This is a genomic window from Enterobacter sp. CM29 (genome assembly GCF_013179605.1).
GTDB lineage: Bacteria > Pseudomonadota > Gammaproteobacteria > Enterobacterales > Enterobacteriaceae > Enterobacter > Enterobacter intestinihominis.
Map to the genome: position 1 here is coordinate 1 of NZ_JABMCU010000151.1, position 11,055 is coordinate 11,055.

At 56.3% G+C, this 11,055-nt stretch carries 10 protein-coding genes; 7 read left to right on the plus strand and 3 right to left on the minus strand.

Annotated features, from left to right (window positions below):
* The 3 genes from fdhF to HP459_RS16835 all read left to right on the plus strand — a co-directional run.
* A partial coding sequence (fdhF, locus tag HP459_RS16825; RefSeq protein WP_171936516.1) for a formate dehydrogenase subunit alpha occupies positions 1 to 1,660 on the plus strand: 1,660 nt, incomplete at its 5' end.
* 319 nt (positions 1,661 to 1,979) lie between these two features.
* Complete coding sequence (locus tag HP459_RS16830) at positions 1,980 to 2,132, plus strand: Hok/Gef family protein (RefSeq protein WP_023299102.1); 153 nt, start codon at positions 1,980 to 1,982, stop codon at positions 2,130 to 2,132.
* 121 nt (positions 2,133 to 2,253) lie between these two features.
* Positions 2,254 to 2,928 (plus strand): tetratricopeptide repeat protein, encoded by a 675-nt coding sequence (locus HP459_RS16835; RefSeq protein ID WP_038415085.1) that lies wholly within the window; start codon positions 2,254 to 2,256, stop codon positions 2,926 to 2,928.
* 83 nt (positions 2,929 to 3,011) lie between these two features.
* On the opposite strand, the gene gltP is transcribed toward HP459_RS16835, so the two are convergent.
* Positions 3,012 to 4,325, minus strand: a complete 1,314-nt coding sequence (gene gltP, locus HP459_RS16840) for a glutamate/aspartate:proton symporter GltP (RefSeq protein ID WP_022646765.1) — start codon at positions 4,323 to 4,325, stop codon at positions 3,012 to 3,014.
* A 423-nt stretch (positions 4,326 to 4,748) separates the two neighbouring features.
* Between gltP and acs the strand changes: the two genes are divergently transcribed.
* The 3 genes from acs to actP all read left to right on the plus strand — a co-directional run bounded on the left by acs (position 4,749) and on the right by actP (position 8,801).
* Positions 4,749 to 6,707, plus strand: coding sequence for an acetate--CoA ligase (acs, locus tag HP459_RS16845; RefSeq protein ID WP_023299100.1), 1,959 nt, complete (start codon positions 4,749 to 4,751; stop codon positions 6,705 to 6,707).
* 133 nt (positions 6,708 to 6,840) lie between these two features.
* Positions 6,841 to 7,155 carry a DUF485 domain-containing protein gene (locus HP459_RS16850; protein WP_022646763.1) on the plus strand — a complete coding sequence of 105 codons (315 nt, stop codon included), beginning with the start codon at positions 6,841 to 6,843 and terminating at the stop codon, positions 7,153 to 7,155.
* Positions 7,152 to 8,801, plus strand: a complete 1,650-nt coding sequence (gene actP, locus HP459_RS16855; RefSeq protein ID WP_023299099.1) for a cation/acetate symporter ActP — start codon at positions 7,152 to 7,154, stop codon at positions 8,799 to 8,801. Before HP459_RS16850 ends, actP begins: the two co-directional genes overlap by 4 nt.
* Before the next feature lie 33 nt (positions 8,802 to 8,834).
* Here actP and HP459_RS16860 read toward each other — a convergent pair whose 3' ends face one another.
* On the minus strand, positions 8,835 to 9,524 hold the full coding sequence (locus tag HP459_RS16860; RefSeq protein WP_022646761.1) for an LrgB family protein: 690 nt from the start codon (positions 9,522 to 9,524) through the stop codon (positions 8,835 to 8,837).
* Positions 9,517 to 9,927, minus strand: a complete 411-nt coding sequence (locus HP459_RS16865; RefSeq protein WP_022646760.1) for a CidA/LrgA family protein — start codon at positions 9,925 to 9,927, stop codon at positions 9,517 to 9,519. Before HP459_RS16865 ends, HP459_RS16860 begins: the two co-directional genes overlap by 8 nt.
* 102 nt (positions 9,928 to 10,029) lie before the next feature.
* On the opposite strand from HP459_RS16865, the gene HP459_RS16870 reads away from it, so the two are divergent.
* Positions 10,030 to 10,917 (plus strand): LysR family transcriptional regulator, encoded by an 888-nt coding sequence (locus tag HP459_RS16870; protein WP_022646759.1) that lies wholly within the window; start codon positions 10,030 to 10,032, stop codon positions 10,915 to 10,917.
* Positions 10,918 to 11,055 lie beyond the last annotated feature (138 nt).

Genomic DNA, 11,055 nt, shown 5'->3' on the forward strand with positions numbered 1-11,055 from the left:
GATAGATAACACCGATCTGGTGTTCATCTTCGGCTATAACCCGGCGGATTCTCACCCTATCGTCGCGAATCACGTGATTCGCGCCAAACAGAACGGGGCGAAAATCATCGTCTGCGATCCGCGCAAAATTGAAACCGCGCGCATTGCCGATATGCACATCGCACTGAAAAACGGCTCGAACATCGCGCTATTAAATGCAATGGGGCACGTCATTATTGAGGAGAACCTCTACGACCAGGCGTTTGTCGCAAGCCGTACGGAAGGGTTTGAAGAGTATCGCAAGATTGTCGAAGGCTATACGCCGGAGTCCGTTGAGGCGATAACCGGCGTCAGCGCACAGGAGATCCGCCAGGCGGCGCGGATGTACGCCGGAGCGAAAACCGCCTCTATTCTGTGGGGTATGGGCGTGACCCAGTTCTACCAGGGCGTGGAAACCGTGCGCTCGCTCACCAGCCTCGCCATGTTGACCGGCAATCTGGGTAAAGCGCATGTGGGCGTGAACCCGGTACGTGGTCAGAATAACGTGCAGGGCGCGTGCGACATGGGCGCGCTGCCGGACACCTATCCGGGCTACCAGTACGTCAAATTCCCGGAAAATCGCGAGAAATTCGCGAAGGCCTGGGGCGTGGAGAGCCTGCCTGAGCACACGGGGTATCGCATCAGCGAGCTGCCGCACCGCGCGGCGCACGGTGAAGTGCGTGCGGCCTACATCATGGGTGAAGATCCGCTCCAGACCGACGCCGAGTTGTCTGCGGTGCGTAAGGGCTTTGAGGATCTGGAGCTGGTGATTGTTCAGGATATCTTTATGACCAAAACCGCGGCGGCGGCGGATGTGATTTTACCGTCGACCTCCTGGGGAGAGCATGAAGGTGTCTATACGGCGGCAGACCGCGGCTTCCAGCGCTTCTTCAAGGCTGTCGAGCCGAAGTGGGATCTGAAAACGGACTGGCAGATCATCAGCGAAATCGCCACCCGCATGGGCTACCCGATGCACTACAACAACACCCAGGAGATCTGGGACGAGTTGCGGCATCTGTGCCCGGACTTTTATGGGGCAACCTATGAAAAAATGGGTGAGCTAGGCTACATCCAGTGGCCATGCCGGGATGAGTCAGAGGCGGATCAGGGAACGTCGTACCTCTTTAAAGAAAAATTCGACACCCCGAACGGGCTGGCGCAATTCTTCACCTGCGACTGGGTCGCGCCGATCGATAAACTCACCGACGAGTATCCGATGGTGCTCTCCACCGTGCGTGAAGTGGGCCATTACTCCTGCCGTTCCATGACCGGCAACTGCGCCGCGCTGGCGGCGCTGGCGGATGAACCGGGCTACGCGCAGATCAACACCGCCGATGCCGAACGGCTCGGTATTGAAGATGAAGCGCTGGTGTGGGTGAACTCGCGTAAAGGCCGCATCATTACCCGCGCGCAGGTCAGCGACCGTCCGAACAAAGGCGCGGTCTATATGACCTACCAGTGGTGGATTGGCGCCTGTAACGAGCTGGTGACGGAGAACTTAAGTCCGATAACCAAAACGCCGGAGTATAAATACTGCGCCGTAAACGTGGAGCCCATAGCGGATCAGCGCGCAGCGGAACAGTACGTGATCGACGAATATAACAAGCTGAAAGCCCGCCTGCGTGAAAGCGCAATGGGATGAAGCTGTTAATTAATCGCTGACTAAATGGGGTGAGATATTCACCCCATTATTATTTCTGGCATCGCTATTAATAATAACAATATATTTCTCTGAAGACGTCTCGCAGAAAAATGTAATTTGCGCGAAAATTAATTACATCTTTGCATTTTAATTCAGAGGGATAAGATATGCGGCGGGTGCTTAAGACTTTCTGTCTTGAGCATTGTTGAGGGACAGAAAGTGGAAAGCCCCGGGAAATTTGCATTTACCCGAGGCTACCCCTCAACCCCAACAAGTTGAGAGTAGCCTCTTATTCTTTTTTTCACAAGGAGTAAAAGGCATGACGCCATTAAAAACTGCGTTAGGCATCGTTTTTATTATTTGCCTGACGATAGTGATCTTTACCTTTATTACTCGCGGTAAGTTATGTGAGTTTTCAATAAAGAGTGAACATCAGGAGGTGGCGGCGAAATTAGCCTGTAACGCAGGCTAACCTCTTCGGGTGGAACGCGTGTTCCGCCCGGCTTGTGGGATACTGAGGTCTTAACGCACCCGTTTTTTTCTTCTGTCACCGCGATTATACTGCGCGGCATGTACCCCGATGATAAGAATCCATGAAAGCCATTTTTCTGTTGTTGTTATTTTTAACCGCCTTTGCCCGTGCCGATGAGATAGGCAGCCAGTATCGAAAACAGGCGGAAGCCGGTGATGCGCGCGCCCAGTATTATCTTGCCGATACGTACTTCAGCTCCGGCGACAGCAAGCAGGCCGCGCTGTGGGCCGAGAAAGCGGCGAAAGGCGGCAATGTCGACGCCATGGCGCTGCTATCGCAAATCCTCTTTACGCAGGGCGACTACGCACAGGCCAAAGCTCTGGCCCAACAGGCAAACATTGCGGGCAGCAAACGCGGCGCGATCATGCTGGCGCGGGTGCTGGTGAACACGCAAGCAGGCAAGACCGACTACCCGCAGGCCATTAAACTGCTGCAAACGGCGACCGAAGACATCGATAGCGACTCGGCGGTAGACGCGCAACAGCTGCTGGGGCTGATCTATGCCAACGGCGTTGAAGTCCCTCAGGATGACGTGCAGGCTGCGGCGTGGTTCAAGCGGAGTTCGGCTCTGTCCCGGACGGGCTATGCGGAGTACTGGGCAGGCATGCTGTTCAGGCAGGGTGAGAAAGGCTTTATCACACCGAATAAACAGAAAGCGCTTTACTGGTTAAACCTGAGCTGTACGGAAGGGTTTGATACCGGGTGTGAAGAGTTTGATGCGTTGAGCGGGGAGTAAATTATTGCCCGGTGGCGCTGTGCTTACCGGGCCTACGGTTATGTAGGCCGGGTAAGGCGAAGCCGCCACCCGGCATTTTTACATCACTGGTCAGCCGTTTTATCAAAACGACCCAGCACCTCGCGTTCATACGCCAGCGCTTTTTTACGGTCGAACTTGTGTTCCCACTTGGAGATTACCAGCACCGCCAGCGCATTACCCACCACGTTCAGCGCGGTACGCGCCATGTCGAGGATACGGTCCACACCGGCGATAAACGCCAGGCCTTCCAGCGGAATACCGACGCTGCCCAGCGTCGCCAGCAGCACCACGAAGGAGACGCCCGGCACGCCTGCGATACCCTTTGAGGTCACCATCAGGGTCAACACCAGCACGATTTCCTGCCACAGCGACAGGTCAATGCCGTACAGCTGAGCGATAAAGATTGCCGCAATACTCTGATACAGCGTTGAACCATCCAGGTTGAAGGAGTAACCGGTCGGTACAACGAAGCTGGTAATGGACGCCGGTGCACCGTAGGCCTCCATCTTCTCAATGATACGCGGCAGCACGCTCTCGGAGCTTGCCGTGGAGTACGCCAGAATCAGCTCATCTTTCAGAATGCGGATTAGGATCCAGATGCTCAGCCCGCACAGGCGCGCCACAATCCCCAGCACTACCAGCGCAAAGAACAGGATCGCGAAGTGCACCAGAATCACCAGCTTCGCCAACGGCCACAGGGAAGCAAAGCCGAAGTTCGCCACGGTTACGGCGATCAGCGCAAAAACACCCACCGGCGCATAGCGCATCACCATGTGGGTGACTTTGAACATGGTTTCAGAGATAGAGCGGAACACCGTTACCAACGGTTCACGGTGCGTCGCGGGCAGGGAAGAAAGCCCCAGACCAAAGAGCACCGAGAAGAAGATGATCGGCAGCATCTCGCCCTTCGCCATTGACGCGATAATGTTGGTCGGCACCAGTGACAGAATTGTGCCCATCAGACCGTGCGAATGGCTCTGCACGTCGGCGGTGGTGCTTTGATATTTCGAAATATCCACCGTCGCCAGCTGCGACATATCAATCCCGGAACCTGGCTGGAACACGTTCGCCAGGGTGATACCAAGAATGATGGCAACCGTGGTGATCACTTCGAAATAGAGAATGGTTTTAACGCCGATGCGGCCTAACTGTTTCGCATCACCTACCCCGGCAATACCGACCACCAGCGTCGAGATCACAATCGGCACAACAATCATCTTGATCAGATGAATAAAGATATCGCCCGCTGGCGAGAGAAGGTTCGCAATCAGCCACTCGCGGCTGTCGCTATGGTAATGCAGGTAACTGCCCAGCAAGATGCCCAGCACAAGGGCCAGCAGGATCTGCCAGGCCAGGCTGACTTTCAAATTTTTCATAGAAACTGACTTCCTCAATGAAATCTCCGCACCATCAAAACTGCATGAATATGGAGACATACTGAAAGGGTATGAATTGTGTTGCGTTGGTTTATGGGATTTTTTAACGCGCCGTATGAGTATCATTTGCACGGCATGCTGCGCAAGCCTTAAAGAACAAGGCATTTCACTGCAAAAAGCGTCATTGACGGTAATTAATAGCAATCCACATCAATAACCGATTGTTATGAAAAAACTTTTACAAACAAAAAAGTGAATAATTCTTCAGATGAATTATTTCCCTTCAAAGTTTCATTCGCTCAATTTTCATACTCTTCAGACATTGCGTGATCTGTCGCCCAAATACTAAACAAAGCTTGTAAAGCCCCTACTATTAACGTTTTTGCGACATATTATTAACATCTTACAAGGAGAAAAAAAGCCATGAGCCAAATACACAAACACGACATTCCCGCAAACATTGCGGACCGTTGCCTGATAAGCCCGGAGCAGTACCAGGAGAAATACCAGCAGTCCATTTCCAGCCCTGACGCATTCTGGGGTGAACAGGGCCACATCCTCGACTGGATCAAACCTTATCAGAAGGTAAAGAACACCTCTTTCGCGCCGGGCAACGTCTCCATTAAATGGTATGAAGACGGCACGCTGAACCTGGCGGCGAACTGCCTGGACCGCCATCTTGCCGAACGCGGCAACGAAACGGCCATTATCTGGGAAGGCGACGATGCCTCTCAGAGCAAACACATCTCATATAAAGAGCTTCATCGCGACGTCTGCCGCTTCGCCAACGTGCTGCTGGCCCAGGGCATTAAAAAAGGCGATGTGGTGGCGATCTATATGCCGATGGTGCCGGAAGCCGCGGTGGCTATGCTGGCCTGCGCGCGCATCGGCGCGATCCACTCCGTTATTTTTGGTGGCTTCTCGCCGGAGGCGGTTGCCGGACGTATCGTCGACTCGAACTCAAAGCTGGTGATCACCGCTGACGAGGGCGTGCGTGCCGGGCGCGGCATTCCGCTGAAGAAAAACGTCGATGAAGCGCTGAAAAACCCGAACGTGAAATCCATCCATAACGTCATTGTCTTCAAACGCACGGGCGGCAACATCGACTGGCACGAAGGCCGAGACCTGTGGTGGAGCGATCTGATTGAAAACGCGAGCGACCAGCATCAGCCGGAAGAGATGAACGCGGAAGATCCGCTGTTTATCCTTTATACATCCGGATCCACTGGTAAGCCGAAAGGCGTGCTGCATACCACCGGCGGCTATCTGGTTTACGCGGCCACCACCTTTAAATACGTTTTCGACTACCATCCGGGCGACATCTACTGGTGTACCGCCGACGTGGGCTGGGTCACCGGTCACAGCTACCTGCTGTACGGCCCGCTGGCCTGCGGCGCAACGACGCTGATGTTTGAAGGCGTACCTAACTGGCCAACGCCGGCGCGTATGTGCCAGGTGGTCGATAAGCATCAGGTCAACATTCTCTACACCGCGCCAACGGCGATCCGTGCGCTGATGGCGGAAGGCGATAAAGCCATCGAAGGGACCGACCGCTCTTCCCTGCGCATCCTCGGTTCCGTGGGCGAGCCGATCAACCCGGAAGCCTGGGAGTGGTACTGGAAGAAGATCGGCAACGAGAAGTGCCCGGTGATGGACACCTGGTGGCAGACCGAAACCGGCGGCTTCATGATCACCCCGATGCCGGGCGCCACGCAGTTGAAAGCCGGTTCGGCCACCCGTCCGTTCTTCGGCGTGCAGCCCGCGCTGGTGGACAACGAAGGCAATCCGCAGGAAGGGGCCACCGAAGGCAACCTGGTAATCGTCGATTCCTGGCCTGGCCAGGCGCGTACCCTGTTCGGCGACCATGAGCGCTTCGAACAGACCTACTTCTCAACCTTTAAAAACATGTACTTCAGCGGCGACGGCGCGCGCCGGGACGAAGACGGTTATTACTGGATCACCGGACGCGTGGACGATGTGCTGAATGTTTCCGGCCACCGTCTGGGCACGGCGGAGATTGAGTCTGCGCTGGTGTCGCATCCGAAGATTGCCGAAGCGGCAGTTGTCGGCATTCCTCACAACATCAAAGGCCAGGCGATCTACGCCTACGTCACCCTGAACCACGGCGAGGAGCCGTCGCCAGAGCTGTATACCGAGGTGCGTAACTGGGTGCGTAAAGAGATCGGCCCGCTGGCCACGCCGGACGTGCTGCACTGGACCGACTCACTGCCGAAAACCCGTTCCGGCAAGATTATGCGCCGTATTCTGCGCAAAATCGCAGCAGGCGACACCAGCAACCTCGGTGATACCTCAACGCTTGCCGATCCTGGCGTGGTAGACAAACTGCTCGAAGAGAAGCAGGCCATCGCAATGCCTTCCTAGTGTTTCTCCCTCTCCCCGTGGGAGAGGGCCGGGGTGAGGGCATCAGACCGCACCTTCCTTCCATCACCCTAACCCTCTCCCCATAGGGGAGAGGGGATAAAAACAAACCAACCTTACCTTTGGAGACTCTGTGATGAATAACGATATTTGTCAGCAGATAGAGAATAGTGCGCACTACAGGGAGCTCGTCGAAAAACGGCAACGGTTTGCCTTTATCCTTTCCATCATCATGCTGGTTATTTACGTCGGCTTTATTCTGCTGATCGCCTTTGCGCCGCAGTGGCTCGGTACGCCGCTGCACGCCGGAACCAGCGTTACGCGCGGCATCCCAATTGGCATTGGCGTTATCGTTATTTCGTTTGTGCTGACAGGTGTGTATGTCTGGCGTGCGAACGGTGAATTCGATCGTCTTAACAGAGAAGTTCTGCGCGAGGTAAAAGCATCATGAAGCGAGTCCTGACGGCGCTTGCCGCCACACTTCCCTTTGCTGCCCATGCGGCAGATGCCCTTACCGGCGAGGTCCAGCGCCAGCCAACCAACTGGCAGGCGATTATCATGTTCCTGATTTTCGTGGTGCTAACGCTTTACATCACCTACTGGGCGTCGAAACGCGTGCGCTCCCGTAACGATTACTACACCGCGGGCGGCAACATTACCGGCTTCCAGAACGGGCTGGCGATTGCGGGAGACTTTATGTCTGCCGCCTCGTTCCTCGGGATCTCCGCGCTGGTTTATACCTCGGGGTATGACGGCCTGATCTACTCCCTCGGCTTCCTCGTCGGCTGGCCGATCATTCTGTTCCTGATTGCCGAGCGCCTGCGTAACCTTGGCCGCTACACCTTTGCAGACGTAGCTTCATACCGCCTCAAACAAGGCCCCATCCGCATGCTCTCCGCCTGCGGTTCGCTGGTGGTGGTGGCGCTCTATCTCATCGCCCAGATGGTCGGCGCGGGCAAACTGATCGAGCTGCTGTTCGGTCTGAACTACCACGTCGCGGTGGTGCTGGTAGGCGTGCTGATGGTGATGTACGTCCTGTTCGGCGGCATGCTGGCCACCACCTGGGTACAGATCATCAAAGCGGTACTGCTGCTGTTCGGCGCCAGCTTTATGGCCTTTATGGTGATGAAGCACGTCGGGTTCAGCTTCAATAATCTGTTTACCGAAGCCATGTCAGTGCACCCGAAAGGGGAAGCGATCATGAGCCCGGGCGGGCTGGTGAAAGATCCGATATCCGCGCTCTCGCTCGGTCTCGGCCTGATGTTCGGTACCGCTGGCCTGCCGCATATCCTGATGCGTTTCTTCACGGTGTCTGATGCACGTGAAGCGCGTAAAAGCGTGTTCTACGCCACCGGGTTTATGGGCTACTTCTACATACTGACCTTTATCATCGGCTTTGGCGCGATCATGCTGGTGGGGGCAAACCCGGCGTTTAAAGACGCGGCGGGCGCGCTTATCGGCGGTAACAACATGGCGGCGGTGCATCTGGCCGACGCGGTAGGCGGTAACCTGTTCCTCGGCTTTATCTCTGCCGTGGCCTTCGCCACCATCCTCGCGGTGGTTGCAGGGCTGACGCTGGCTGGTGCGTCTGCGGTATCGCACGATCTCTACGCCAACGTTTTCCGCAAAGGCGCAAGCGAGCGCGATGAGCTGAAAGTCTCCAAAATCACCGTACTGGTGCTGGGCGTCGTCGCCATCCTGCTGGGGATTTTGTTCGAGAAGCAGAACATCGCCTTTATGGTGGGGCTGGCCTTCTCGATTGCGGCAAGCTGTAACTTCCCGATCATTCTGCTCTCCATGTACTGGTCAAAACTGACCACCCGTGGGGCGATGATTGGCGGCTGGCTGGGGCTGCTGACGGCGGTGATTCTGATGATCCTCGGCCCGACCATCTGGGTGCAGATCCTCGGTCACGAAAGCGCTATCTTCCCGTATGAATACCCGGCGCTGTTCTCCATTGCCGTGGCGTTTATTGGGATCTGGTTCTTCTCAGCGACCGACAACTCGCCGGAGGGTAACCTGGAGCGTGAGAAATTCCGCGCCCAGTTTATCCGCTCGCAAACCGGCCTGGGTGTTGAGCAGGGCCGCGCGCACTAAACCTTTTCTCCCCGGTCGCTCTGGCCGGGGAACTTAAAACATCACCCACGCCACCAGCGGCGCGATTAATACCATTGTCACGCCCGAGAGCATCATCACCAGGCTTGCAACAACGCCTTCCTGCTGTCCCAGCTCATACGAACGTGCCGTCCCCGCCCCGTGCGACGCCGCGCCAAACCCTGCCCCTTTCGCCATCCCTTCGCGAATGGAAAGGCGCAGAAACAGCACATCCCCCACTGCCATGCCGAACACGCCGGTCACCACCACAAACAGCGCCACCAGATCCGGCTGTCCGCCGAGCGGTTTAGCCGCCGCCAGCGCGAACGGTGTGGTCACCGAGCGTACCGCCAGGCTGCGCTGGATTTCATCAGACAGGGTAAACAGCCGCGCCAGCCAGACCGAGCTGCACACCGCCACTACCGTCGCGGTGACGACTCCCGCGCTGAGCGACATCCAGTGGCGTTTAATAATTGCCAGGTTGTCATACACCGGCACCGCAAAGGCGATAGTCGCCGGGCCGAGCAGCCACAGCAGCCAGTGGGATTCACCAATGTAGTTCTGCCAGGAGATATGGCCGAAGACCAGCATCAGCACCAGCAGGATCGGCGTAAAGACCAGCGGCATCAGCGGCAGCGTGCGAAAGCGGCGATACAGGCGCTTGTTGGCAAAGTAAATGACGACTGTCGCAATCAGGCATAGCACGCTTATCTGAAAGTTAGTCATGCTTCTGCCTGCTGATTTCAAAGCGATACACTTTATCCACCACCCAGGCGGTGGCGCCCAGCACCATCAGCGTGCTCAGGGCGATAACCGCAAAGATGCGCCAGCCGTCGACCATCAGCAGTTGCGCATAATTCACCACCGCCACCACGGCCGGAACGAAGAACAGCAGCATCTCCGCCAGCAGCCAGCGCGCACCGGCCCGCACCCAGCTAAGGGGTAACGCGCGACAGAGGATCAACGTCAGCATCAGCACCATTCCCACCAGGTTGGCGGGTAAAGGCAGGTTCAGCCAGTCGACAAGATATTCAGCAAAAACAAACAGTCCCGCGTAGAGCAGTACCTGAACCGGTACCTGGAGTCGTTGAACAACGGCAGGCGTAACACGGCTTAACGCCACGGCCATGGGGGTTTTCCTCAGAAATGAGACGAGGCGCCAGTATAGTGAGCGTACGGTATCGACTGAAATGAATTAAAATCATCAAAGGTATAGTTTCGAGGAATAATCATGGACATAAGAACGCTGCGCTATTTTGTCGAGGTGGTTCGCCAGCAAAGTTTTACCCGCGCAGCGGAGAAGTTATTCGTAACCCAGCCTACCATCAGTAAGATGCTGAAAAACCTCGAAGATGAGCTGAACTGTACCCTGCTGATCCGCGACGGGCGCAAGCTGCTGCTGACCGATACCGGTCGCGTGGTGTTCGAGCGCGGGCTGGCAATTCTGGCGGAGTTCCGCCAGCTGGAGGCCGAGCTTGGGGACATCAACCACCTGACAAAAGGGCTGCTGCGGCTCGGCATTCCGCCGATGGTCGGCATGATGATGGCCGGGCCGATTAGCCTGTTTCGCCAGCGCTATCCCGGCGTTGAGCTAAAAATCTCTGAGTTTGGCGGCCTGACCGTGCAGCAGGCGGTGATGAACGGTGAACTGGACGTGGCCATGACGGCCCTTCCCGTGGAAGAAGAGAGCGGGCTGGCAACGCTGCCGCTGTTCAGCCACCCGCTGTGCGTGCTGGTGCCGCGCTCCGGCGACTGGCTGAAGATTGAATCAGTAAAACCCGAGCTGCTCGGCGAACACCCGCTGCTGATTTACAACGAAGATTTCGCCTTAAGCCGCCAGCTGATGGCGCTGTTCAACCAGCACAACGTAAAGCCGCGCATTGCGGTGCGCAGCGGCCAGTGGGATTTTCTGGCGGCGATGGTACAGGCGGGCGTGGGGATAGCCATTCTGCCGCAGCCGATCTGCGAGCGGCTGGATAAAAACACGCTGCGCTGGATCCCGCTGGAGAGCGATCTGCACTGGCAGTTAGGGATGATCTGGCGTGAAGGGGTGTATCTGTCGCACAGCGCACAGGCGTGGTTGCAATGCTGTGAGGGGTTTTGGGTACCCTCACCCTAACCCTCTCCCATAGGGCTGAGGGATCCCCAGTAATTTTTTTATGCAGAAGCAATAAAGTTGCTTTCTAAATGACTGAGGGCTGTCAGCGATGCCCTGGTCCGGCTGTAAATCGCTGAGGCGTTTGCCTTCCGGCCGGGG

What these genes read in the sequence shown, in the direction of transcription:
- HP459_RS16860 (WP_022646761.1), bottom strand. Translation starts at nt 9,524, where the DNA reads ATGACTAACTTTCAGATAAGCGTGCTATGCCTGATTGCGACAGTCGTC.
- actP (WP_023299099.1), top strand. Translation starts at nt 7,152, where the DNA reads ATGAAGCGAGTCCTGACGGCGCTTGCCGCCACACTTCCCTTTGCTGCC.
- acs (WP_023299100.1), top strand. Translation starts at nt 4,749, where the DNA reads ATGAGCCAAATACACAAACACGACATTCCCGCAAACATTGCGGACCGT.
- HP459_RS16830 (WP_023299102.1), top strand. Translation starts at nt 1,980, where the DNA reads ATGACGCCATTAAAAACTGCGTTAGGCATCGTTTTTATTATTTGCCTG.
- HP459_RS16835 (WP_038415085.1), top strand. Translation starts at nt 2,254, where the DNA reads ATGAAAGCCATTTTTCTGTTGTTGTTATTTTTAACCGCCTTTGCCCGT.
- HP459_RS16850 (WP_022646763.1), top strand. Translation starts at nt 6,841, where the DNA reads ATGAATAACGATATTTGTCAGCAGATAGAGAATAGTGCGCACTACAGG.
- gltP (WP_022646765.1), bottom strand. Translation starts at nt 4,325, where the DNA reads ATGAAAAATTTGAAAGTCAGCCTGGCCTGGCAGATCCTGCTGGCCCTT.
- HP459_RS16865 (WP_022646760.1), bottom strand. Translation starts at nt 9,927, where the DNA reads ATGGCCGTGGCGTTAAGCCGTGTTACGCCTGCCGTTGTTCAACGACTC.
- HP459_RS16870 (WP_022646759.1), top strand. Translation starts at nt 10,030, where the DNA reads ATGGACATAAGAACGCTGCGCTATTTTGTCGAGGTGGTTCGCCAGCAA.